22 protein-coding genes, 1 tRNA gene and 1 pseudogene are annotated in these 24,497 nt (G+C 58.0%); 15 read left to right on the forward strand and 9 right to left on the reverse strand.

Going from position 1 to position 24,497, the window contains the following annotated elements; all coding sequences use genetic code 11:
* The first annotated feature begins 529 nt into the window (after window positions 1–529).
* The 5 genes from FJ145_09300 to FJ145_09320 all read left to right on the forward strand — a co-directional run bounded on the left by FJ145_09300 (window position 530) and on the right by FJ145_09320 (window position 5,212).
* Window positions 530–603: transfer RNA gene (locus tag FJ145_09300), tRNA-Arg, on the forward strand.
* 326 nt (window positions 604–929) lie between these two features.
* Window positions 930–1,328 (forward strand): hypothetical protein, encoded by a 399-nt coding sequence (locus tag FJ145_09305; protein ID MBM4261614.1) that lies wholly within the window; start codon window positions 930–932, stop codon window positions 1,326–1,328.
* Window positions 1,329–1,459: 131 nt separating this feature from the next.
* Entirely contained in the window at window positions 1,460–1,933 is a 474-nt protein-coding gene (locus tag FJ145_09310) for a (2Fe-2S)-binding protein (protein ID MBM4261615.1), read from the forward strand.
* On the forward strand, window positions 1,926–4,352 hold the full coding sequence (locus FJ145_09315; protein ID MBM4261616.1) for a xanthine dehydrogenase family protein molybdopterin-binding subunit: 2,427 nt from the start codon (window positions 1,926–1,928) through the stop codon (window positions 4,350–4,352). The genes FJ145_09310 and FJ145_09315 overlap by 8 nt, the downstream gene beginning before the upstream one ends.
* Window positions 4,353–4,354: 2 nt before the next feature.
* Window positions 4,355–5,212 (forward strand): xanthine dehydrogenase family protein subunit M, encoded by an 858-nt coding sequence (locus FJ145_09320; GenBank protein ID MBM4261617.1) that lies wholly within the window; start codon window positions 4,355–4,357, stop codon window positions 5,210–5,212.
* 190 nt (window positions 5,213–5,402) lie between these two features.
* Here FJ145_09320 and FJ145_09325 read toward each other — a convergent pair whose 3' ends face one another.
* Window positions 5,403–6,164: a hypothetical protein gene (locus FJ145_09325; protein MBM4261618.1), complete on the reverse strand. Its 762-nt coding sequence runs from the start codon at window positions 6,162–6,164 to the stop codon at window positions 5,403–5,405.
* Window positions 6,164–6,968 (reverse strand): annotated as a pseudogene (locus tag FJ145_09330) (ABC transporter substrate-binding protein). The gene FJ145_09325 and the pseudogene FJ145_09330 overlap by 1 nt, the downstream one beginning before the upstream one ends.
* An 89-nt stretch (window positions 6,969–7,057) precedes the next feature.
* On the opposite strand from FJ145_09330, the gene FJ145_09335 reads away from it, so the two are divergent.
* Window positions 7,058–8,131, forward strand: a complete 1,074-nt coding sequence (locus FJ145_09335) for an AbrB family transcriptional regulator (protein ID MBM4261619.1) — start codon at window positions 7,058–7,060, stop codon at window positions 8,129–8,131.
* Window positions 8,132–8,374: 243 nt separating this feature from the next.
* Here FJ145_09335 and FJ145_09340 read toward each other — a convergent pair whose 3' ends face one another.
* Together FJ145_09340 and FJ145_09345 are read right to left on the reverse strand one after the other, a co-directional pair.
* Window positions 8,375–9,403 carry a hypothetical protein gene (locus FJ145_09340; protein ID MBM4261620.1) on the reverse strand — a complete coding sequence of 343 codons (1,029 nt, stop codon included), beginning with the start codon at window positions 9,401–9,403 and terminating at the stop codon, window positions 8,375–8,377.
* A 20-nt stretch (window positions 9,404–9,423) separates the two neighbouring features.
* Entirely contained in the window at window positions 9,424–11,328 is a 1,905-nt protein-coding gene (locus FJ145_09345) for a propionate--CoA ligase (GenBank protein MBM4261621.1), read from the reverse strand.
* A 230-nt stretch (window positions 11,329–11,558) separates the two neighbouring features.
* Between FJ145_09345 and FJ145_09350 the strand changes: the two genes are divergently transcribed.
* From FJ145_09350 to FJ145_09360, 3 genes are all read left to right on the forward strand, one after another.
* A complete protein-coding gene (locus FJ145_09350) occupies window positions 11,559–12,770 on the forward strand; it encodes a CoA transferase (GenBank protein ID MBM4261622.1) in 1,212 nt (403 codons plus the stop codon).
* Window positions 12,771–12,893: 123 nt separating this feature from the next.
* A complete protein-coding gene (locus tag FJ145_09355) occupies window positions 12,894–14,102 on the forward strand; it encodes a CoA transferase (protein ID MBM4261623.1) in 1,209 nt (402 codons plus the stop codon).
* Complete coding sequence (locus FJ145_09360) at window positions 14,102–15,151, forward strand: extracellular solute-binding protein (GenBank protein ID MBM4261624.1); 1,050 nt, start codon at window positions 14,102–14,104, stop codon at window positions 15,149–15,151. The genes FJ145_09355 and FJ145_09360 overlap by 1 nt, the downstream gene beginning before the upstream one ends.
* Before the next feature lie 46 nt (window positions 15,152–15,197).
* Here the strand turns inward: FJ145_09360 and FJ145_09365 are convergent, their stop codons facing one another.
* A complete protein-coding gene (locus FJ145_09365; GenBank protein ID MBM4261625.1) occupies window positions 15,198–17,174 on the reverse strand; it encodes a hypothetical protein in 1,977 nt (658 codons plus the stop codon).
* Window positions 17,175–17,330: 156 nt separating this feature from the next.
* On the opposite strand from FJ145_09365, the gene FJ145_09370 reads away from it, so the two are divergent.
* A complete protein-coding gene (locus FJ145_09370; protein MBM4261626.1) occupies window positions 17,331–18,380 on the forward strand; it encodes a hypothetical protein in 1,050 nt (349 codons plus the stop codon).
* 26 nt (window positions 18,381–18,406) lie between these two features.
* Window positions 18,407–19,528 carry an amidohydrolase gene (locus FJ145_09375; protein MBM4261627.1) on the forward strand — a complete coding sequence of 374 codons (1,122 nt, stop codon included), beginning with the start codon at window positions 18,407–18,409 and terminating at the stop codon, window positions 19,526–19,528.
* Between the two features lie 86 nt (window positions 19,529–19,614).
* Here FJ145_09375 and xth read toward each other — a convergent pair whose 3' ends face one another.
* The gene (gene xth / locus FJ145_09380) at window positions 19,615–20,382 is read right to left on the reverse strand and encodes an exodeoxyribonuclease III (protein ID MBM4261628.1); all 768 of its coding nucleotides are present in this window, start codon (window positions 20,380–20,382) and stop codon (window positions 19,615–19,617) included.
* Window positions 20,383–20,495: 113 nt separating this feature from the next.
* Here xth and FJ145_09385 point away from each other — a divergent pair, with 113 nt between their 5' ends.
* The gene (locus FJ145_09385; GenBank protein ID MBM4261629.1) at window positions 20,496–20,696 is read left to right on the forward strand and encodes a hypothetical protein; all 201 of its coding nucleotides are present in this window, start codon (window positions 20,496–20,498) and stop codon (window positions 20,694–20,696) included.
* A 50-nt stretch (window positions 20,697–20,746) separates the two neighbouring features.
* Here the strand turns inward: FJ145_09385 and FJ145_09390 are convergent, their stop codons facing one another.
* Entirely contained in the window at window positions 20,747–21,229 is a 483-nt protein-coding gene (locus FJ145_09390) for a gluconokinase (protein ID MBM4261630.1), read from the reverse strand.
* 48 nt (window positions 21,230–21,277) lie between these two features.
* Between FJ145_09390 and FJ145_09395 the strand changes: the two genes are divergently transcribed.
* Window positions 21,278–22,222, forward strand: a complete 945-nt coding sequence (locus FJ145_09395) for a hypothetical protein (GenBank protein MBM4261631.1) — start codon at window positions 21,278–21,280, stop codon at window positions 22,220–22,222.
* Here the strand turns inward: FJ145_09395 and FJ145_09400 are convergent.
* Window positions 22,200–22,661 carry a RidA family protein gene (locus FJ145_09400; GenBank protein ID MBM4261632.1) on the reverse strand — a complete coding sequence of 154 codons (462 nt, stop codon included), beginning with the start codon at window positions 22,659–22,661 and terminating at the stop codon, window positions 22,200–22,202. The two genes, FJ145_09395 and FJ145_09400, sit on opposite strands and share 23 nt — an antisense overlap.
* On the opposite strand from FJ145_09400, the gene FJ145_09405 reads away from it, so the two are divergent.
* Window positions 22,627–23,448: an HAD family phosphatase gene (locus tag FJ145_09405; protein MBM4261633.1), complete on the forward strand. Its 822-nt coding sequence runs from the start codon at window positions 22,627–22,629 to the stop codon at window positions 23,446–23,448. The two genes, FJ145_09400 and FJ145_09405, sit on opposite strands and share 35 nt — an antisense overlap.
* A gap of 123 nt (window positions 23,449–23,571) precedes the next feature.
* Entirely contained in the window at window positions 23,572–24,072 is a 501-nt protein-coding gene (locus tag FJ145_09410; GenBank protein MBM4261634.1) for a hypothetical protein, read from the forward strand.
* On the opposite strand, the gene FJ145_09415 is transcribed toward FJ145_09410, so the two are convergent.
* Complete coding sequence (locus FJ145_09415; protein MBM4261635.1) at window positions 24,069–24,488, reverse strand: BON domain-containing protein; 420 nt, start codon at window positions 24,486–24,488, stop codon at window positions 24,069–24,071. The genes FJ145_09410 and FJ145_09415 overlap by 4 nt on opposite strands.
* Between the last annotated feature and the right edge of the window lie 9 nt (window positions 24,489–24,497).

The raw sequence follows: 24,497 nt of genomic DNA on the forward strand, positions 1-24,497 counted from the left end.
AAATATAAAACACTAACCAGATACAAGTCAAGAAAAAACTCGCCCAATGGGCGAATCCCAATACCCCAAAACTTCCTGAAAACCCTACAGTTTCTGAAACCCGCGTGGGCTTAGAGCGGAGTTATGGTGAAACCAAGCGCCGCTAGATCTAATTCTCTCTAACGAATCCGCGCCCTTCCAATTGTTTGGCGCAAAGCTCAACCGTGGTGGCCAAGGCTTCAACGTTTTTGGATGTCGGCGCTTCGCGCGCACTGCAGGTTCTAAATTCCCGTGTAATCGGGTGCACCAAAGAGATCGACAGCGGTCGACTCTGACTGCAAGCAAGCAATAACAAAGACGCGCCAAACCATCGCGCTAAGATTGCCGGCAAGCCGCTCTTGTGACACCGCGAGCGGGTAGCGCTACGCAAAATTCACCAATGAATTCATGGAGCCGCGCCAGAAGAGGTAGCAAAGATCGCCCATGTCGTGTAACTTGCCTCAGTGCGCGGGCAGGTGCAACTGCCCGCTGCAAGAAAAAAATACCATACGCCCCCGTAGCTCAGGTGGATAGAGCACAGGATTCCTAATCCTGGGGCCGTGCGTTCGAATCGCGCCGGGGGCATTTACAAGCACTGCAAAGAAAAAGGGATTGCTCAAATGGCTTTCCCTTTTCTTTTTTAGTTTGCGAAAATCACAACATTGACAACCGCAAGACCGATCAGCAGGCGTTGAGTTTTCATCGGGGTTCTCCCCCCGTGTCTCTTTGGTCTATTTGTCGTTGCAGATCACGCAACCTTCGGCGTGCAGATTGACCTGATGAATTGGGCATTGGCGAAATTCCCTCGGCGGCGCGATCCAACCAGCTCCAGCTCGTGCTGGGCTCGACAAATTTCACTACGTAGCTTTTCACCAGGCGGCGCAAGTCGCGCAGATTGGGTTATCTATTGAATCAGCATTGCGGCACCCACACCAAAAGACGGCGCTCCATGGCCGTACAGCCAACCGACGTGGGTGTTCTCGACACGTTCGCTGCCAAATATTGCCGGCGCTAACCTGAACTTTGTGCGCGGCGACGTGCGTCCGGTTCATGAGCAGATGGTTCAGGCGGCTCGAGACCGCAATGTATGGCTGGTCGGTGGCGGTGAGTTGGTTGGTCAGTTCTACGATGCCGGGTTGCTGGACGAGATCCTTGTCCAAGTGGGGTCAGTGACCCTTGGCGTCGGTAAGCCACTGCTGCCGCGCCGCATCTCCTTCCCTCCCCTATCGTCAACTGCCGTCAACGCCGTCGGCGCGGGGTTTGCCGAGCTCAGGTACGACGTTCCGCGGAAGCGAAATTTGATGAAGTAGAAGTGCGTGAGAACAGGGCAAGCGGGCTATTTTCGTTATCGAAATCGTGCAGCGCCAGGCAAGGATCGCACCACCCTTTTTTCTGCCCGTTTTCTTGACCGTCCACCACTCAGCCGATATGTTGCACCGATATGAAACAGAAGATTCGAGTGACGATTAACGGGCGGCTCTATGAAGAAGAAGTCGAGCCGCGGATTTTGCTGGCGCATTTTCTGCGCGAGCAGATCGGTTTGACCGGTACCCATGTAGGCTGCGTCATCGGCGAGTGCGGCGCTTGTTCGATTCTACTCGATGGCAAGGTCGTCAAGTCTTGCTTGCACTTTGCCGTGCAGGCGGACGGCCGCGAGATTACGACCATTGAAGGTTTGGCCAAAGACGGCGAACTGAACCCAGTGCAGGAGGCCTTCGTCAAGAACTACGCTTTTCAATGCGGCTACTGCACGCCGGGCATGGTGATGACCAGCCATGCGTTGTTAAAAACCAACCCCGATCCTTCGGAAGAAGAAATCCGCAAAGCCTTGGCCGGCAATCTCTGCATGTGCACCGGCTATGTGCAGATCGTCAACGCCGTTAAAGACGCAGCAAAGGGAATGAAGAATGGCTAAGTTCGTAGGCAGCAAGACCCGCAGTCAAGAAGGGCCGCGCCATGTCACCGGGCGCGGGCTTTATACCGACGATTTTCAATTGCCGGGCATGTTGCAGGCGATGATCCTGCGCAGCCCGCACGCGCACGCGAAGATTCTCTCCGTCGACCCCTCCGAGGCGGTCAAGCACCCCAACGTTTTCGCTGTAGTGACGCCCGACGATGTTAAAAAAATGACCAAACCCTTTAAGCCGGGACGCTACGCGGCGGGGTTGAAGAGACCAATTGACGAATACGCCGGCGCCATCGATCGGGCGCGCTATGTCGGTGAGCCGCTCGGCGCTGTCGCAGCGCGCGACCGCGGCACGGCGGAAGACGCGCTGGAATTGATCCAGGTCGAATACGACCCGCTGCGCGCCAACGTCGACGTGCGCGAAGCGATCAAGCCTTCAGCGGCGGCGCTGTTCGACGAGCTCGGCACCAACCTGGCGTGGACCGGTTCGCTGCAATACGGCGACATCGATGCGGCCTTTAAATCGGCCGACCGCGTGGTAAAGGAAAGCTTGAAGATTCACCGCTACAGCTCGACGCCGTTGGAGCCGTTCGTGATCATCGCTTCCTACGACGCTGCCAGCAAGAGGCTCACTGTCTGGGTCACCGCGCAGGTGCCGGAAGTGATTTACGACGGTCTGCGCGAAGCGCTCGGCCTGCAAGACATTCGTGTGATCATTCCCGACGTCGGCGGCGGCTTCGGTCAGAAGATTCATCTTATCCGCAAGTATGTCGTGCTGGTTTCGCTGCTCGCCATCAAATCGGGTCGGCCGGTCAAATGGGTCGAAGACCGCAGCGAACACATGATGGCCGGCGGCCATGCCTGCAATCAAGAAGTCGAAGCCGAAGCGGCGGTGAAAAACGACGGCACGGTGTTGGGCCTCAAGTTTAAAGAATACGACGACGTCGGCGGCACGATTAGCACACTGACAATTCACTTCACTAACAAGCTCAACAATCTCTCGAACACCTACAAAACGCCGGCCATCTACATGGAGGGCAACGCAGTCGTGACCAACAAGTGCCCGGTCATCCCCAACCGCGGCATCGGCAAGCCGGGCATGTGCTGGATCTGGGAACGGATGATGGACCGCGTGGCGCAGGCGCTCAATATGAGCCCGGTGGAAGTGCGGCGCAAGAATCTGATCCAAGCCAATGAAATGCCCTACCAAACCATTAGCGGCAACGTCTACGACAGCGGCGACTATCCCGGTCTGCTGAAAACCCTACTGGAGAAAATCAGCTACGAGAAGTTACTCGAAGAACAAACACAGGCGCGCGCCCAGGGCAAACTCGTCGGCGTCGGCGTCGTCATCGGCGTCGAACCCGGCGGCCGCAACGCGGCGCGCGACATGGCGATATTTCCAGAAATGCAGAACCCGCCGGGCTCCGGCGGCGTCAACGGCGCTAAAATCAAGCTGGAGAAGAACGGCACCCTGACACTGCATCTAGGCTCGCCCAACTGCGGCCAGGCCCATGAGACCACGACGGCTCAAGTAGCGGCTGAGGTTTTGGGTTCAACCCCTGACAAATTCAGCACCAGCATCCCCTTCGACAGCGATCTGTCGGCCTGGGGCGTGGCCGCCGCCAACAGCGGCAACAACTTTCATCTTTACGACATTGGCGCGGTGCATGGCGCGGCGTCAAAGCTGCGCGAGAAGATTCTCAAGCTGGCCGCGTTCAACTTGAAAGCCGATGCCGCCGAGCTGACCATCGAAGACAGCGTCGTCAAAGTGCCGGGCAACACGGCCAAGCAAATCACCTTCGCCGAGCTGGGGCGCATCGCCTACAACAACCAGCACCTGATTCCCGCGGACCTGGAAGCCGGCCTCGAAGCGACCTTCTATTACACGTTTCCCCACGCCAACCCGAACATCGTCCCTGGCGCCGATCGAAAAGTCCGCGCCCAGTTTACCTTCTCCGCCGGCGCCCATGCGGCGATTGTCGAGGTCGACAAGAACACCGGCTCGGTGCACGTCAAGCGCTACATCATCGTTGGCGACAACGGCACGATCATCAATCCGGACGTCGTCAACGGCCAGGTCTATGGCTCGGCGGCGCACGGCATCGCCGTGGCCCTCGGCGAAGGCTTCATGTACAGCCCCGAAGGCCAGCCGCTGACAATTACCTATTTGGATTATGGCAAGTGCTCGACGGCGGAGACGCCCAATGTCGAAGTGGTGCATCAACCGTCGCCCTCACCGTTCACGCCGCTCGGCCAGAAGGCTGCGGGCGAAGGCGCGGCCATCCCCTCCCCCGCGGCCATCGCCAGCGCGGTGGAAGATGCGCTGCGCGACTACAACGTCAAGGTCACCGACCTGCCGCTGACACCGGAGGCGGTGTGGCGCTTGCTCAATCACAACCCGGAGAAAGAGCGGAGGATTTTCTAGTCATGATTCCCGGTTCCTTTGAATATTACGCACCCCGCTCGTTAAGCGACGCTGTGAAATTTCTCGCCGAGCATCGCGACGATGTAAAAATACTTTCCGGCGGCCAGAGTCTTTTGCCATTGATGAAGATGCGGCTGTCGAAGCCGGCCTACATCGTCGACATCGGGCGCATTCCCGATCTCGACAAAATCACCGAGCAGGGCAGCAGCCTGGTCATCGGCGCGCTGGTGACCCACGAACAGATCGAGCATTCCGCGCTGCTCAAACAAAAATGCCCGCTGCTGCCGCAAACCGCGACGACGATTGCCGACGTGCAAGTGCGCAACCGCGGCACCCTCGGCGGCAGCGTCGCCCACGCCGACCCGGCCGGCGATTGGCCGGCGGCTGTTTTGGCGCTCGATGCGGAGGTGCAAATTGCCGGTCCGTCAGGCCAACGGTGGCTCAAGTGCAGCGACTTTTTTCTCGGTCTTTTGATGAGCGTGCTCGAGCCGGATGAAATTGTCACAGCTGTAAGAGTGCCGGTTACCGGCGGCGACAAAACCGCCTATCAAAAAGCCGCGCCACGCTCTTCCGGCTTCGCCGTTGTCGGCGTCGCCGCGCGATTCGCGGTGGACGCTGCCGGAGTTTGCACGCGCGCGGCCATCGGCATCACCGGCGTGACCGACAAAGCCTATCGTCCGCAGCGCACCGAAGAATTGCTCACGGGAAAGAAGCTTGACGCGAACGTCATTCAGCAAGCCGCCGCCGAAGCGACCCGCAACATCGATGTCATCGAGGACATCAACGGCTCGAGCGAATACCGCGGCCATTTGACGCAGGTCTACGTGACCCGCGCGATAGAAGCGGCACTGCACGGCTAACATGTTTCGGACGTGCTGCGCCAAGCAGCGTAGGTGGTGAGATTATGGACTCTTAGGAGCCCTTCGACCAAGCTCAGGGCGAACGGACCGGAGGTCAAAACCCGTCGAGAGCAATCCGTTAAAGCGAGTTTTGCTGACCACCAGGTTGTCCCAGCACGCTTACGATTGTTTGGCCGCCTGCCAAGTATGGCTACTGTCCGCGCGGGTGGCTCGCGAAAAACTCCCAGATTTTTTCATTGACCGCGATCTTATTCGCCCAGATGTGCCCAAGACCGGGAACCTCGACATATTCGACTTCGTGACCTTCGCGTCGATACTTTTCAACATTTTCACGGGCGAAGCTCACCGGGAAGATTTTGTCCGCGGTGCCATGCACAATGAAAACGGGAAATTTTCGCGCCGCTTTCACACCGCCTAAGGTTTGCAGCCCCAAAGGCCCTGAGTGCGATGCGACCGCGGCAATCGTGGTCGAACGCTCGCGGGCCAATAAATGAGCGAAGTACCCGCCGTTCGACATCCCCAGCGCATAGATGCGCTCCGAATCGATGCGGTGGAGCTGCGCCAGGTGTTGCCGCAGGGCGTCGAAGAACGCGATGTCTGCGACTGCCTTGCGCACCGACAGGCCCCAACTACCGCCCACCGCATTGGGATACACGACGATAAACCGGTGGCGCTCAGCCGTTTCATTCAGCTTGCTGTATTTTGGCATCAGGTCTTTGCTGTCGATGGCCATGCCATGGAACGCGAAAACCAGCGGCGCCGGATGCGTGAGATCTACCGATCTCGGGACCACTAGGCGAAATATCCGAGTTGCGCCGCGCACGGTGAGCGACTCATTGGCGAACTCACCGTGCGCGCCGATTTTTAACCCAGCAACACCTAACGCTGGAGGCGTGACAGCAGCGACGAGAAATGCGACTGCCGCAATGGTTGGCAAGCGGTTGCCCAACATCAGCGCGCTTCGATCGGTTCTAAGCCGCTCTTGGCGATCGCCGCGCGCGCATCGGATGAAGCGAAAAAACCCAGCGCTCTGCGGGCGACGGCGGGGTCTTTGCTACTCGCCGCCACACCACCGGAAAACAGCGAGACCTTCTGCACTTCTGCGGGCAGCGGCGTAATATGCGCAATGCCGGGCACCGGCATCAACTCGCTCATTTGCTGAAAGCCGAGCTCTGCTTCCCCGCGTGCCACCACAGCACCGACTCGCTCGCCACCGCCGATTAACTTGCTCTTGCGTAGAACCTGATCGGCGATGCCTAAGCGTTGATACAATTCGGTCGTAAGGTATTCGCCGCTAACGCTCGCCGAGTAGGCGATGGATTGGGCGTTCACGAGCGTGCGTTTGAGCGCCTCAACCGAGCTGAGATCCGGCTTCGCCGTACCGGCGCGCACGGCCATGCCGATGGACGAGCGCGCCAGCGGCGTGTAGCTATCGGCAACAATCAAACCATCGGCGATGAATTGCTTGATCACGCCGTCGGCGACGATGACGACGTCGACGACTTCGCCGCGCTTGAGGCGGTTGGGAATCGACGTCTCGCCCGTGCCGATGGAGGTTGCGGCCGTGACCAGCTTTTTCTGGGTCAAAGCCTCCACCTTGGGGATCAATTCAAGATAGGCTGCGGTAAACGCGCCCGAGGTCATAACAATGAGATCAGCATTCATGGTGACTTATTCTATTCGCCGCTGTCAGGAAGGCAATCGACGAGCGTAAAGATTTCGTCAATGCCTAAGCGAAGGTTTAGTATCGTCGCAAGAAATTTCATCGCAAGGTTCGCCGGTTTCGTGAGCTATCGAAATTCAGCCACTCAACGGATATAAAGAATTGCTTCAACAAACAATCGCATGCATCTCCGCGAACAAATCCCCGGCATTCTCCGCGCCTTGATCGTCGGCATAACTGCCGGCTTTCTGTTCGCCTACCTGCACACGCCAATTCCCTGGATGATTGGGCCGATGATTGCCGTCGCGGCGCTAAACCTCATGGGCGTGCGCATGCATTCACCGCCCTACGCGCGGCAGATGGGCCAGGTGATTCTTGGCTGCGGCGTGGCGCTTTACTTCACGCCGCCGGTGGTCGCCGCCTTGGCGGCCAACTTGCCGGCGATCTTAGCGGCCACCGTGGCGGTTTTCATCGTTGCCATCGTCGGCGCTTTGTCGTTAAGCAAAGCCTCCGGCGTCGATTGGAAATCGACCTACTTCGCCTCGATCCCGGGCGGCGCCATGGCGATGGCAGAGCTGGCCCATCATTACGGCGCGCAGATCTCCCCTGTCGCCATCGCCCACAGCCTGCGCGTATCGGTGGTCGTCATCGTCATTCCGTTCTTGTTGACTTACAGCGGCATCCCACTCGAAGCGGCGGCGTACAAGCCGAACCTGCCGCTAATACCCATGGTCTTGGTAGTATGGTTGCTAGCAAGCGGAATTCTCGGTGAAGTCTCCGAGCGGCTGCACTTTCACAACGGCTGCCTGCTCGTGCCGATATTTTTCGGCGCCGCGTTGAATATGAGCAACGTGACACTCTCCGCCGTGCCGCATTGGCTCACCGATTTCGCTCAGCTCATGTTCGGCTTGGTTCTCGGCGCGCGTTACGAACGGGCGTTTTTCGCGCGGCACAAGATGTTTATTCCGTTTGCGCTGATCAATTCTTTCTTCATGCTGATCGCCTCGGCCATTGCCGGCGCAGCGCTGGCGTGGCTCTTCGGCCTACCGATCGCAACGATGCTCATCGCCACCTCGCCGGGCGGGCTCGCCGAGATGACAATCACCGCGCAAGCGCTGCACATCAGCGTGCCGTTGGTGGTGGCGTTTCACCTATTTCGTGTGGTGGTGGTGAATATGGGAACCCAGCATCTCTACGTCGCCACGGCCTGGGCGATGAACCGCAGCCGCCGCGGCTTAAAAGCAAAAGATTTGTAGGGGCGACCGGCTGGTCGCCGTTTGCCTTTGCCGAACAAAAATCTCGATTCTAATCTCTTCTAAGAGCGGCAACGAGTTTCTCCTTGCGTTTCGCAAATGCTTTGACTCGTTTTATCGCTTCCTCGCCCGCTTTGGACGTTCGATTTTAACCTTCGTCTTTGTGTTTTTCATTTGATTTCCTTTCCCCATAGTATGTAGCAATCCGATCAATCGTCGCAAGAAACATCGATATCCGTTGCGATGTTATTTCAGCAACTCCCGCAACTTATTCACCACCTGGGGATCGGCTTTAAAAAATCCGTTGACGATCCGTTCCAAGTCTTCGCCGGCAACCGGCGTCAACTCAAAGTTGCCTTTCTTGGCCTCCGCGACGAAATCCGGGTCCTTCATCGTATCTTGAAATGCGCGGCGCAAGATTTGCGTGCGATCCTTCGGTGTGGCTGGAGGAAACGAGTAGATGTAGGTGATGGCACCAACGTCGTGAAGCCCCAATTGTAATAACTTCTTGCCCATGTCGGTTTTCGCTAGACTTATCGCCGTGGTCACATCCGGCAACTCCGCGTGCGGCGCGGCAGCATTCTGCAAGACTACTTTGATATCGCCCGCTTCGAGCTCCTTGCGCCAGGTTACTTTCGTCGATGCCCAGGCGAGGCCGCAAATCCCTGACACTTCGTTGGCCGCGACCGCAAGGCGAATCTCCGCCGTACCCTTATAACCGGACACGATCTGCACCGGCACGCCGATCGCTTCTTTGAGTATCGCTACGTTGTCGTAGGCGCTCGACCCTGGCGGCGTTGCGCCCATTTTTACCAGCGTCGGCGAGCTTAGCCATTTCTGCGCGCTGTCGATGCCGCTGGCTTTCGACATCACGCAGGTGTCGTGATTTTTTACCGGCGCGCCGATGTACTCGAACTTGCGCGCGTCAAACTCGACGCCGGGTTTGCCGATCACTTGATGAACGACCAGGTTGCCGATCCAGTTGCCCATGGTCAATCCATCCGGCTTGGCCTGGCGGTACAGATAATTGGTGCCAATCATGAAGGCCGCGCCCGGCATGTTCTCGACGACGAGAGTTGGATTACCCGGAATATGCTTGCCCATATGGCGCGCGATCATTCTCGAATAGGCATCGAAACCGCCGCCCGGCGTGGTCGCGACAACGATGCGAATGGTCTTCCCACGGTAAAAGTCTTGAGCCTGGGCTTGCGCCGTCAGTCCCAGGACCCAAACCAGCCCAATGAGTTTCAAATTCAGAAGTGTCTTGCGTGCCATGGTTCGCTGTTTCTCCTTTGCTAATTTCCTGCCTCTTTTAATGCCTCTTGGATCTGCTGCAACGCACCGGGATCCTCAATGGTAGTAAGATCGCCCGGATCGCGGCCCTCGGCAAGTGCCTGGATCGAGCGCCGCAAGGTTTTGCCGGAGCGTGTTTTCGGCAGCAAGTTGACGAAGTGCACCGCTTTCGGGCGCGCTATGGCGCCCAATTGACGGTCGACAGTTTCTAGTACTTCCATTTCCAGGGCGCGGCGTGCCGTCACGTCGACGAGATGCGAACTGTCTTTCGCGACAGCAAACGCCAACGGCATTTGGCCTTTGAGCGAATCGGCGACGCCGACAACGGCGCACTCCGCGATGTTAGCGTGCCTGTTGACTGCCTCTTCGATCTCGCGCGTGCCAAGCCGGTGGCCGGCGACATTGATCACGTCATCGGTGCGGCCGAGGATGTAGTAGTAGCCATCGCTGTCGCGAATGCCCCAGTCGGACGTGGAGTAAACCTGATACTTTGAAAAAGTCGAAAAGTAAGTTCTGACAAACCGGTCGTCATCGCCCCATACGGTCGAGAGACAACCCGGCGGCAGCGGCGGCACGATGGCAACAACGGCTTTCTCGTTATCAGCCGCGTCGCTGGCGTCACTTTCACGCAGCAGGCGGAGGTCGTAGCCGTAAACCGGGAAACTCGGGCTGCCAAACTTGATCGGCGTTCTTTCTACCCCCGGCATCGCCGACAAGATCGGCCAGCCGGTTTCGGTCTGCCAATAATGATCGATCACCGGCATGTTGAGCGCTTGGGAGATCCAAGCATGAGTCGGCTCATCGAGCGGTTCGCCGGCGAGAAACAAATGGCGCAGTGAGCTCAAATCGTATTTCGTCAGGAACGCTGGATCCTGTTTCTTGAGAACCCGGATCGCCGTCGGCGCAGAGAACATGACGTTGACCTGGTGGTCTTGAACGATCTTCCACCAAATACCGGCATCGGGACGGATCGGCACGCCTTCGTATATGATCGTCGTCAGGCCGGCGATCAGCGGCCCGTAGATAATGTAGGAGTGGCCGACCACCCAGCCAATGTCAGAGGTCGTGAACATGGTCTCCCCTGGGCGACCGTCGTAGATGTGCTGCATCGACGCCGCCAGCGCGACGGCGTAGCCGCCAACGTCGCGCTGCACGCCCTTTGGTTTTCCCGTCGTTCCCGAGGTGTAGAGGATATACGACGGCAGGTTCGATTCGAGCCACGCGCAGGGGACATTGGCGGTGGCATGCTTGGTTGCTAATTCTTGCCAGTCGACATCGCGCTCGGGGTTCATCCTCAGCGCCGTATCCAACCCACGCCGAAAGATAAGAACTTTTTTCGGCGGTTTTTGCGCCAACCTGACGGCTTCGTCCACGAGCGCTTTATAGAGGGTTATCTTGCCCAGGCGGCTGCCGCCATCCGCCGTGATCATGAGTTTGGGCTGCGCGTCATCGATGCGCGCTGCTAGACTCGCCGCGGCAAAGCCGCCGAAGACAACCGAATGGATCGCGCCGATGCGAGCACAGGCGAGCATTGCGAAGCAGGCCTCGGGAACCATCGGCATGTAGATAATCACCCGATCGCCCCGCCTCACGCCCAGCGATAGCATCATTGCCGCCACACGCTGAACTTCGGCGTGCAGTTCTCGATAGGTGAAAGACTTTTCGACATCCAGCTCCGTGGAAATGTAGACCAGCGCCTTTTGCTCGCCGCGCTCAGCTAGGTGACGGTCAATAGAGTTGTAGCAAAGATTGGTTTCGCCGCCGACCAACCATTTTGCGAAAGGCGGGCGAGAGTAGTCTAAGACTTGCGAAAATGGTTTCTGCCAATGGATTAACTTGGCCTGTTCCGCCCAGAACCCTTCGCGATCTTCGACGGAGCGGCGATGAAAGTCTCGAAAACTCGTCATAGCTGCCTCCCAGAAAACATCAGTGTCTCAACTTGAAGCTTTCTTTACCACGTGCAAAGGGAGCGATGAAACGATTTTTTTAACAAAGGGGCACTATGCCCATTGGAGAGGGATAAGCATTGACAGCCAAGAAATCGCCGAGTTATAGGTGCGCATGAAACACAACGCGCCAAATCCTGTTGGCATTGCTCTTACGCACTAGATCGCTGCTTCGCCATGATCGAGGGTTTATGGATACCGTGCCGCGCAAAGGTCCGTTGGCAAGTTATCGGGTCTTGGATTTAGCCGGTCCGCCCGGGCTGCATTGCACCAAGCTGCTCGCTGACATGGGGGCGGACGTTATCAAGATCGAACCGCCCGGCGGTGAAGAATCGCGGCGCATCCCGCCGTTCAAAGACGCCGTGCCCCATGCGGAAACCAGCCTTTATTTTTTGCACTACAACACCAATAAGCGCGGCATCACGCTCGATATCGAAAAGCCTGACGGCATGGCGATCTTGCTCGAGCTTGTGCGCACGGCGGATGTGTTGATTGAAACTTATCCAGCGGCGCAGAGTGAGAAGCTCGGGCTGACTTATGATAATTTAAGCGCGATCAATCCCCGCTTGGTCGTCACCTCCATCACGCCGTTTGGCCGCACCGGTCCGTGGCGTGATTACCAAGGCGACGATCTGACCAGCATCGCCCCGGGCAATTTGCTCTACATCGCTGGCGAACAGGGCAAGGAACCGATTCAACCGGCCGGCGAGCTTGGCTATGGAATGGCCGGGACCTACACGGCGTTTGCTATCGCCACGGCGCTCTACCACCGCGTAAAGAGCGACCGCGGCCAACAGATCGACACGTCGATACACGAATGCGCTGCGCACATCGCCGGCTACGCGATTCCGCACTACAGCGCCAGCGGCATCAAACCCAAGCGCGCCAACCGTGCAAGCCGGGAGGCCGATCTTTACGATCCGTTTGCAGTCAAAGACGGCTACGTGCGGTTTTTCATCGTCGCCCGGGAGCAATGGCGCCGGCTGGTCGATTGGATGGGACGGCCGCCGTCGATCTCCGGTCCGGAGTTCGAGAAGACGGCTTATCGGCGCGCTAACCCGGCGGTCGTACAGGCAGCCATCGCCGAGTTCTGCCGGGGCTTTACCAAAGAAGAAATCTACGAGGAAGGCCAGAAGCGGCGCATCAGCGTCACGCCGATCAATACGGCGGGCGAGTTCGTCGAATGCTCGCAGACCAAGGCCCGTGAGCTCTTCGTTGAAATGGATCATCCCGTGGTCGGCAAATATCCAGAATATGCCGGTGTGCCACGGCTGACGGAATGCCCCGGCGCAATCGCGCGCAGGGCGCCGCTGTTAGGCGAGCACAATCGGGAGATCTATTGTGATGAGCTGGGATTGGCGTGCGACGACCTCGCAGCACTGCGCGCCAGCGGGGTGATTTAGATAAGCATTGCCCACCACGAAGGACACGAAGATCACGAAGGATTAACCGTTTCATACTCTACTCCGAGCTTCGTGTCCTTCGTGCCCTCCTTCGTGGTGAATAAGCATTTAGAGGAAGCACTCATGCACAAATTACCGCTCGACGGCATCCGCGTTATTGAACTCACCACCGGCGCCGCCGGCCCCACCGTGGGGCGCATGCTTTGTGAATTTGGCGCGGAAGTCATCCGCTGCGAGACCCGGCTGCGCGGCGATGGGCATCGCGGCGAAGATCCCAAGCTGTGGAACAAGAAGCCGGACTTTATGAAGCTGCAGCGCGGTAAGAAGTCTTTTACGGTCAACATGCAGACCGACAAGGGCCGCGAGCTGGTCACGCAACTGATTAAAAGGTCGGACGTGCTGATCGAGAACTTTGGTCTTGGCATTCTGGAAAAATGGGGGCTCGCTTATCCGCAGCTCCAGGAGATCAATCCCGCCTGTATTCTGATTCGCGTCAAAGGCATGGGCTGCACCGGGCCCCACGCGACGGATCTGAGCTATGGCCCCAACGTGATCAACAACATGGGCGCGACTTATCTGTGGAACTATCCTGACACCGATACGCCTACGGCAGAAGCCAGAACCCAGCATCCCGATTTCATGGGCGGCATCGCCGGCGCCTTCGGCGTCGTCTGCGCTTTGTTGCAGCGCACGCAGACTGGCCGCGGCGACATGATCGACAACGCGCAGTTGGAAATCGGCGCTTCGCTGCTCGGGCCGAAGTACATGGAATACTCAGTGAACAAACACGACCCCGAGCCGCTTGGAAATCTCAGCCTGGTCGCAGCGCCCTACGGCGCCTATCGGTGCCAGGGCAACGACCGCTGGTGCGCGATTTCGGTTCGCACTGAAGAAGAGTGGAAAAGTTTTGCCGCGCTATTGGCGAGATCCGGCATGGAGTCGAATGACAACTTCGCAACCCACTTGGGGCGCATCCGCAATCGCAAGGAACTCAACGAGTGGGTCACGCGCTGGACCAAAGAGCGCGATGCCTACGAAGTCATGGAGACTCTGCAAGCTGCCGGCGTCCGTGCCGCGGTGGTGCAAGACGTCGAAGACCAGTTCAAGCGCGACAAGCAATACGCCGCCACGGGATTTTTGGTCGAACTGAACGAACCCGAGGCCGGCCCCATCGCCACCGAGAATGTCCCGGTGCGCATGTCGGAGACTCCAGGTGAAGTGCGCGGACTAGCGCCATTGATGGGCGAGCACACCTACGAAATCGCGAGAACGCTGTTGGGGTTGAGTGACTCTGAAATCAAACAACTCGATGAAGAAAAGGTGCTTTACTGATGGCCTCGCTCAACATCGCAAGAATTATCGGCACAGTATTGCTAGTGATAGCCATCCTCGATTTCGCCGCTGCCCAACCAAAAACCTTGAATGACCTGGCGCGCTACACCGGCGCCGACCGCGAGCGCCTGCTCTATCAAGGCGCGCAGAAGGAAGGCAAGCTGGTCTGGTACACCACGCTGACCGTTCACAAAGAGCTGGCCAAAGTTTTTCAGGCCAAGTACAGAGGTGTTGCGGTCGAGGTCTATCGTGGACCGGGCACCACCGTCGCGACCAAGCTCCTGCAGGAGAGCCAAGCCAAGCGCTTCATCGCCGACACGATTGAAACTCCCTTTCCGACGCTGCTTTTCTTGCGCGAGAACAACCTGCTCTTTCCATTCACCTCGCCCCATCTCGCGAAGTACCCCGAGAACGCCAAAGACAACGCATCTAGCGGCATGGTCTACACCGCGCTCTATCGCGAGTCCTACACTGGCGTTGTTTACAATACCAAGCTAATTCGCGACGCCGACGTGCCGAAAAAGTTCGACGACCTGCTAAAGCCGGCGCTCAAGGGCAAAATGGGCCTGCCCAACGCCGAGTCAGCGCTGCGCGGTGTCGGCGCCATCGTTACAGCAAAGGGCGAAAATTTCTTGAAGAGTCTTGCCGGTCAAGGTATCAAGCAATACTCCATGGGTGCGCTTGGCTTGACCGACTTGATCGTCACCGGCGAGCTGCCGCTGATGCTCACCGGCTTCAAAAGCAACGCCGACCTCGCAGCGTCCAAGGGCGCGCCGATTGCCTGGGCACCGATGGAATTAGTCGCCACCAACGCCGGCGGCGCGGCGGTGGTCGCCAACGCGCCGCACCCTCACGCAGCACTGTTGTTTGTCGATGTTCTGATCAGCCCGGAGGGGCAAAAAGTCATGGCCGAACAGTTCGGTTATGGCAGCGCCGCGAAGGAATACGGTTTTAAGAAGTGGTACCCCGAGCAAGGCCTGTCCTATCAGAAATACGAAGAACTGACCGAAAAATGGCAGAAGCAGTTGGCCGAGCTAGTGCGCAAGTAAGGCAAGCGCGCAAAGCGCAGCGCCAGAGAATCGACCAGCGGAAGTCTTACGTAGGCTGAGGATTGACCAGGCCTGCGGCATCATCGAGCGCCCTATGATCGCCGATCAGGACCAGCCTGTCGCCGGCAGCCAAAGTAAACTCCGGGGCGACGCTGACGAACGATTTCCCTTTTCGAACGATCGCGACGAGATTTACGCCGCAGCGGCCCGGGAGATCGACCTCGGCGATGGATTTGCCTGCGGCCGCTGAGCCTTCTTGAACTGATAGAATGTCGCTAGTGGCGCCGACGAGAAACCGGTTGAGCTCGTCTAGTTGGCGCCCTTCCAACCGCTGGCCGCGCAGCGTGCCGTAGTGCTCGCGCCGGATCAAATCCACTTGCAGCGAGATGACATTGCGCGGGATGTGAAACTCTTGCAGCACACGGGCGAAAATCTCGACGGAAGTCTCGAACTCCTCCGGAATGACTTGATTGGCGCCGAGCCGATAGAGCGACTCGATTTCCGTGACGTAGCGGGTGCGCACGATGATGAAAATTTCCCGGCGCATGCGCCGGGCTTGAGCGACGATGCGCGCGGTGGCTTCGCGGTCCGAGATTGCAGTCACGACGACGCGGGCGCTGTGAATGCCGGCCTGCTCCAAGATTTCCGGGCGCGTGCCGTCACCAAACAACATCGGCTCGCCTTCCCGTTTGGCCTGTTGCGCCACGTCCGGATTCATCTCCAAGAGCCGATAAGGAATCGCCACTTCTTTTAGCACCCGGGACAGGTTTTGGCCGTTGAGGCCGTAGCCAATGACGATCACGTGAGCGCTGACCGCGGATGTTCCTGCGCCCCTATCGGCCTGTTTGGTCCCTTTCGCCAGCGAATCCATGCCGTAGCTCCAGCGCTGCGCCGCCTGAACCATGAACGGCGTCGCGACCATCGTTAGAATGGACGCCGCCAGAAAGGTCTGTTCTTCGACCGAGGTGAGGAGCTTATGGCCGATGCCGGCTTTGGCAAGAATGAACGAGAACTCGCCGATCTGCGCCAGACTGAGCGCGACAATCATGGCAATACGCAGCGAGCGATAAAACCACCACACGATGGCAAAAATCACCAACGCTTTGAGGCTGACAATCAGCAAAAACTCGAGCAGTGCCGGCGTGAAATCCCGCGATAGCAAGTCGACATTGAGCAGCATGCCGATGGAGATAAAAAAGATGCCGCTGAAGCAGTCGCGCAGAGGGAGCACATCGGCGACGATCTGATGGCTCAATTCCGACTCGGAGATCACCAACCCGGCGATTAGCGCGCCCAGCGCCAGAGACAACCCGGCCGAAGCAGTGGCCCAAGCGGTCCCCAGGCAGACCAGCACGATAAAAAGCAAAAAGATTTCCCGGTTGCGCAGGAGCGCGACTCGATGAAGCAGCCAGGGGAAAAGCTTGCGCGCGGTCCAGGCGATGACAGCGAGACCAATGATCGAGCGCAACAGGGTCCAGGCGACATCGGTCCAAGAACTGCCGCCATTCTGGGCCAACAACGGCACCAACAGCATCAGCGGCACGATGCACAGATCTTGCAGCAGTAGCACACCGGTCACTAACTGCCCCTGCATGGAGCTGATTTCGCGCCGGTCGTTATAAATGCGCAGGACGATTGCCGTGCTGCTCATGGCGACCAAAAAACCGTAGAAAAACGCCACCGGTGTGGCGACCCCAAGCGCAACCGCCACCAGGGCTACGATTGCGATCGTCAGCGCCACCTGCAGAATGCCGGCGACGACCAGGCGGCGCTGCACGGAACGGAGCGAGTCGAGCGACAGCTCCACACCGATAATAAAAAGCAGCAGCACTACGCCCAGCTCGGCCAAGAACTCAACCTCCGATGCATTGCCGATAAGACGGAGTCCCCCGGGCCCGATGATAATGCCGGCGAGCAAAAACCCGACAATGCTCGGCAAGCGCAGCTTTTGGAAAACCAGAACAATGGCAATCGTCACCGCGAGGATAATGACGAGCTCAGCAAGAAAATGAGTATCGATCATGGAAACGTCCGGAGCGATCAGCGTCCCCTACTTTCTCATAATTTCGCAACCGAGGCGAGATTGTCTTAGCAATCTGCTTTTCGATTTTCTTCCCGGTTTCCGGATTGGCGCCGCTCGGGAATTGAGTGCGGCCGTTTCTTATGCAAATAATGACCAATGCGCACCAAACGGCGTCTCACGCGTGTCTCAACTGGACTCATGGCGGTCGTCGGGCTCTCCTTTGCGCTTAGCGCGAAGGCAGCATCCCAGGACTTTTATAACGATAAAACCATTCGTTTCATCGTTGGCCTGGCCGTCGGCGGGGGTTATGATACTTATACGCGCACCATCGCGCGCCATATCGCCAAGCATATCCCTGGCAACCCGAATACGTCAGTCGACAACATGACCGGCGCTGGCAGTCTGGTTGCCGCGAATTATCTTTACAACAGTACTAAGCCGGACGGCCTCACCATTGCGAACTGGAACAGCGCTCTGGTGTTCAATCAGGCAATGGGCGATCCCAACGTCAGATTTGACGCCCGCAAGATGAGTTGGATCGGCGCGCCGAGCCGCAGTGTGCCGGTTTGTTTGATCATGGGCTTTACCGGCTTGAAGAGCTGGGACGAGATCGTGAAATCGGGAAAAGCGTTCCGCATGGGCGGCACTGGTCCAGGCTCCCACAGCATCGATATGCCGCTGATGCTGAACAAGATGACCGGCACCAAGTTTGCCGTGGTCACCGGGTATCAAGGCACGGCGCAGATCAAGATCGCCCTGCAACGCCGCGAGATCGACGGTCACTGCACCAACTGGGACTCGGTGGTCGCGACCCAGAAAGACTTGCTCGAGGGCAAAGGCGACGAGCGCATGATTCCGTTTATAATTCACGCGCGCATCAACGACCCCGACGCGAAGAGCGTCACGCTGGTCAGCGAAGCGATCAAGGACGAAGCAAACATGAAACTCTACCGTGTCTACATGGCGCAAATGGAGTATTCGCGGCCGCTGACGACGACGCCGGGGGTACCGAAAGAACGGCTGGAGATATTGCGCCGGGCGTTCAAAGCGACCCTGTCTGACCCCGAGTACGTAGCACAGGCAAAAAAGCTGCGGCTCGATGTCGAACATGTTTCGGGCGAAGAAGCGGAAAAGCTCGTCGCCGAAGTGTTATCGATCTCGCCCAAGACCAGAGAAGAGCTGAAATACTTATCGCCGTTGAGATAAAACGAAACACTCCTAAGGAGAAGCACATGGCCAAGCAAGGTTACAAAGCGATGGATTCCGACATGCACGTCTACGAACCCGCGGACCTCTGGCAGCGCTACATCGACAAGAAATATCTCGATCGCGCGCCGAAAGGGCTCAATCGTTCATTTCGCGATCTCGGCATCGAAGTCGAAGGGAAAATCTTGCCGAAGCCGCGCACGCCGGAGAATCCGGCCCTGGCTAAATACCGCCAGGATTTCTTTGAAGAAAAATATGGCGAAGCCGGCAAGCGCAACTTCGATGGCGTGTCGCAACTGCAAGCAATGGACAAAGAAGGGCTGGATCTTGCGGTCATGTTTCCGACCCGGGCGCTAACCGCCCTGGGCATCGACGGCCTCGACCCCGACTTCGCCACCGCGATCGCGCGCGCCTATAACGATTGGCTCCATGATTTCGTGCAGGCCGATCCCAAACGGATGTTCGGCGTCACCATGGTCGCGCCACATGACATCAGCGGGTCGATCGAAGAGATTCGCCGAACCGTGAAAGAATATCGCTTCCGCGGCATTTTCATGCGCCCCAACCACGTCAATGATAAAAAATGGAGCGACCCCTATTACGATCCGCTTTGGGCGGAATGCGAGAAACTAAATCTACCGGTGGGCTTCCACGAAGCCGGCCGCGTCTATCTGCCACAGCCGGCGTTCTTTCATATCTGCTCGACCTTTTCTATGTTCAACACTTTCGGCTTCCCGTTCGCCAACATGCTCGCCTGCGGCGACATGATTTTTGGCGGGGTCATGGAGCGCTTTCCGAAATTGAAAGTCGCTTTCCTGGAAGGCAACTGCTCCTGGGTGCCATGGCTGCTCTGGCGCATGGGCGAGTACGCCGAGACGACCGGCCAGGCGGAATATCCCGAGTTGAAACTCACGCCGCTGGAATACTTCCAGCGCAACTGCTACGGCGCCGTCGAATGCGACGAACACGTCGCCAAACACATCCCCGAGTACGGCTTAGAAGACAACATGGTCTTCTCCACCGACTACCCACATCTAGATGTAAAATACCCGCACGCCATCGAGACGTTCTTAAAGCAGCCGTTCACGGATCAAATGAAACGCAAGTGGCTGTGGGACAACTGCGCCAGAATGTATAACTTTGAGTAACGGAAGAAGAATGGCCGGTGGAGTAGGTGAGCGAGCGATGTTTAGTTAGTGCAACACGACTCGCGCACCTACTCTACCGGCCGTTCCTATTCTGAGATTTCAACGATCACCGGCGCGTGGTCTGACGGGCGCTCTTTTGCGCGCGGGCCTTTATCGATGACGCAGCTTTTGCACCTATTCGCCAGCTCCTGCGACAGGAGGATGTGGTCGATGCGCAAGCCCAGGTTGCGTTTGAAGCCGTTCAAGCGATAGTCCCACCAACTATAGGACTTCTCCGGCTGCTCGAATAAGCGAAAGCTATCCATTAGCCCGAGGCCGATAAGCTCACGAAAGGCCGTTTTCTCGGGTTCGCTGAACAGCACTTTGTCGGTCCAATACTTTGCATCGAAGACGTCCCGGTCTTCCGGCGCGATATTGTAATCGCCAAGCACTGCCAGCTTTGGATGACTGGCGAGCTCTTCTTTTAGCCAGCTAGTCAGCCTGCCGAGCCAGTCGAGTTTGTACTTGTACTTTTCTGAGTCGACGGCCTCGCCGTTGGGGATGTAAAGACAAATCAGCCGCACGCCGTCGACCGTTGCCGCCAGAACCCTTTTCTGCACGTCGTCATGGTGCGGCATGCCGGCGTTCACCGACTGCGCCTCGCTGCGCGACAGAATCGCCACGCCGTTGTAGGTCTTCTGGCCCGAGAACACCACGCGGTAACCGGCTGTCGTGATTTCTTCGACCGGAAATTTGTCGTCTTCGGTTTTGGTCTCTTGCAAACAGAGCGCTTCGGGTTTGTGCTCTGAAAGAAATTCTAAAACATGCGGCAGACGCACTTTAAGCGAATTCACATTCCAGGTGGCAAGTTTCATGAAATCTCCTAGGGCCCAGAGTTCGTCGTTGTTTACCACGAGCGGCAAAGGCCCGCAAAGTTTTGCCATGGACAGTCGGATTTCAACCCGAAATTTACTTCATTGAAGGAAACATGGAGCCCGCCATCGCCGAGCAATCCTTCGACCGCGCCATGCCCGCCTGGACAGCCAACGGCATCTCACCGGAAAAAGGCATCCTCATGAACATCGAACTTGCCATGCGGGCGGGCGGCGTCAAGCAGCCGGTGCCGACCAGCCAGGTGGTCGACTGGAGCTTTGTCGAGGCGGAGCTGAAGGCGGGCGCAGCCAAATGATAAAACCATCGAGATTCTCCTGAAAAATCCATCCGGGCTCCTGCGACACCCTAGAGCGCAAGCGCCTGCCTTATCGATTGGATGATCTCATCGGTTGGCAAGGCCGCATCGACGACGATAGCCGTCTTGGGCTCTTCGAGTATGGCGAACTGGCTGTCGACCAGCGCAGGATTCATGAAGTGGCCTTTGCGTCGACGCAAGCGCTCGCGAATGACACTTCGGTCCGCCTGCAGATGGACAAAGGTCACGTCACCAGCACCGCGCAGTTGCGCGCGATAGGATCGTTTTAGCGCCGAGCAGGCCAAGACCCCGTTGTTGCCGAGCTTGCTTTCCCTGGCGATGATCTCGGCAAGCGCCCCCAGCCACGCCTTTCTATCGTCGTCGGTCAGCGCGACACCGGCTGCCATTTTTTCGATGTTGGCGACCGGGTGGTAGTCATCGCCTTCGAAAAACGGCCAGGCTAGCTCCTTGGCCAATTTTCGGCCAACTGTGCTTTTGCCGGCGTCGGTGACGCCAATAATGACGATAAACATAACGGTCTGGAGTTGTTCCTGCGCTAGCGCCGGTTTACAATTTGTACCATGTTTAAAAGCGCAACACTCGCGGTGATCGCAGCCGTGCTATTTCTGGCTGCCGCTGCCAGCGCCAGGGAAATCGACCCATCGGTGAACTTGTGCGAAGCCATTGGGCAGACTCAAGCCGGCGGCGAGTTGATCTTGAAACCGGGCGACTATCAGGGCGGCTGCAAGATTCGCCGCTCGATGGTCATTCGCGCCGCGGACCTGCAGCGGCGCCCGCGCATCGTCTATCAGGCGCGCGCCTCCAATGTACTGGAAATCTACGCCAATCAAGTGACGATCTCCGGCCTTGAGATAGGCTCGACGCTGCCGCACGTCGACGCTGTCAGGATTTTTGGTGGCAACGACATCGTTGTCGAGGACAATGTGTTTCAGCGCTTAGGTGGCATCGCCGTCGTCGCCAACCATCAGAGCGTGCGCGGTCTCGTCGTGCGGCGCAATCAAATCTTCGACTCTCGAGCCACCGGTATGTATTTCGGCTGCCACGACGGTGGCCATTGCATCCTTTCTGATGTTCTCATGGAGCGCAACGTCATCGAGCGCGTGGACGCGCCGCCCGGCGAAGTGGGTTACGGTGTACAGTTCAAGCTGAATTCAACGGGCGTTATCCGCGACAATGTCATCGTCAACACCAAGGGACCGCCAATCATGGTGTACGGCGCTACAGACACAGGGAAGACCAGTATAGTGGAAAGAAATTATGTCGCAGGCTCGCGGACATCTTCGGGCATCGTCGTCGGTGGCGGCCCGGCAATCGTGCGCCATAATGTCGCTAAGCACAACGCCGAAGCCTGCATCGCTCTGTTGGACTATGGCAAACGCGGCCTCTTACGCGGTTTGGTGGTTGCCGAAAACCTCGCCGATGGCAACGGCAAAGCCGCTCTATTGGCGCCCCACGGAGTCAGTTACCAAACTGAGCTAGCGCCTAATCGCGCACCAGTAAAGTAACCTCGGATTCCACCGGTGCGTCTTGGCTGAGCGATGACACGCCCAACGCGGCGCGCGTATGGCGGCCGTTCTCGCCGAACACTTGCACTAGCAAGTCCGACTCGCCGTTCATGACTTTAGGCATGTCGGTAAACCCCGGTGCCGTATTCACCCAGCCGATGACCTTGATAATGCGCTCGACCTTGTCCAAATCGCCGAGCGCGGCTTTCATCGTCGCGATGTGATTCAAGCCGCAGTTGCGCGCCGCTTCGTAGGCTTGTTCCAACGTCACCTCGGCACCGACCTTGCCGCGGTACTTAATCAAGCCGTTGACGCGGCCGATGTTGCCGCCGATGAAAAGAATATTGCCCGCCCGCACGTAGCCAATATAATTGGCCGCCGGCGTCGGCGGGTTTGGCAGCTCGATGCCGAGTTCTTTTAAGCGCGCTTCGATTTTCATAAGTCCTCCGACATTAGAATGGATGCGGCGACTTTATGCGATGACCCGGTGTCTCAGCAAGCAAACCAGCGCTCGCTTGAAGAACGCGGCGGAGCACCTTAATCTTCTGCTTGCCCGCATGATTACCACCATCATCTTCGACCTCGACGGCCTGCTCGCCGACACCGAACGGCTGCACTGCCAGGCCTATCGTGACGCACTTGGCGCCGAGAACATCGCGCTTAGCGAAGCCGAATATGCCGAGCATTGGGTGCGCTGCGGCAAGGGCATCGCGGAATGGCTCGCCGCGCGCGGCCACACCCAGGATCCGCTCGCCGTGCGTGCGGTCAAAAGCAAACGCTACCTCGATTTGCTCGCCTGCGAGTTAAAGCCGATGGCCGGCGCGCTGGAATTGCTCGACGCCCTACATGGGCGCAAGAAAGTCGGCCTCGCCTCGTCTTCCTATCGCGACGCCGTCGACGGCGTGCTCGGCGGGCTCAAGATCGGCCATTACTTTCAGGCGATTGTCAGCGGTCTCGACGTCGAGCGGGTCAAGCCGGCGCCGGATATTTTTCTCGCCGCCGCCAAACAGCTTGACGCCGCGCCGGCCGAATGTCTGGTGCTGGAAGATGCCGAGAAAGGCATCATCGCGGCCCATGCGGCCGGCATGCGCTCCGTCGCCGTGCCCAACGATTACACGCGCCACCATGACTTTTCCAAAGCCACCGCTGTGTGCGCATCGCTCAGCGAGATCTCCATCGACTCTCTCGAAACCCTTGACAGATTGGCGCCAAAGCAAGTTTTGTAGGCTGCGCCCCGCCCCGCTCGATCGCTGAGATCTGGGGAAACTCGTGTGAACTTTTTTCCATCGCCACCGTCTAACCCTGCAGAGTCCGCAAAGACGGACAAAATATTTTCAAAGGGGGAATAGATGAATAACAAAGTAACGGTTTTAGCATTGGGCGGCGCCATCGCGGTGCTGTCGGCGGCGAGTTTACACGCCGTGGCCGATGATCGCGGCCCGGGCCGAATGGCCCATCGCGCCCAGTTTCAGCCGGGTAACCATGTGGGCGGCGATGCGCCCTGGATCAGCATCGCTCTACGCCACAAGTCTGAGCTGAATCTCACCAACGACCAGGTTGCCAACCTGGAGAAGATCAAGACCAATTTCCAAAATCAGGTAGGCCCGATTGCGCAACAACTAAAAGCCGTGGAGGGCGAGCTGCGGGCGATTCTCGACGCGTCGCCTGCCAATTTGGTCTTGGCCCGCACCAAGATCGATCAGGCTGAGAAGCTACGTTCCGACCTGCGCTATCTCCGCGTCGAGTCGATAGAGAACGGCAAATCGGTTTTGACGTCAGCCCAGCGCGACCAATTGAAGACTCTGTTCGCCGCCCGCCACCATGGCGGCCCCAAAGCGCAAAAGGGTTAATACGGCTTAACCTCAGCGCCACCCTTCTGAAAAGCCCGGTCTCCTTCGCTGGAACCGGGATTTTCTTTTTCGGGTGTCAGCGGTTCGCAGCAGTCGGCAAGCGGATCGGCCGGAGTCGTCGCTGGGCGGCGGACTTTTGCGACGCGCAGCCGGTTCAGCACCGTGAAAGTCCCGGCGACGGCCTCCACCTTCGCGTGGGCCGTCTGTCGCACCCCTTCGGTTGCCACCTCCCCTTCCAAAACGATATTGCGTCCGTCGGCGGAAACGTGAAGGTTTTCGATCTTGAGACTCTGCAACGATTTCTCGGTGCGGGCGATCAAATCGTCCTCGATGGCGTCGACACTGAACTCGGCACACATCCACGCTAGCGCCAAACAGCTCCCCAACCCTATCAGCAATGCCCCCCACGGTTTCATGGTTGCGTT

Source organism: Deltaproteobacteria bacterium (genome assembly GCA_016874755.1).
Classification (GTDB): domain Bacteria; phylum Desulfobacterota; class Binatia; order UBA9968; family UBA9968; genus DP-20.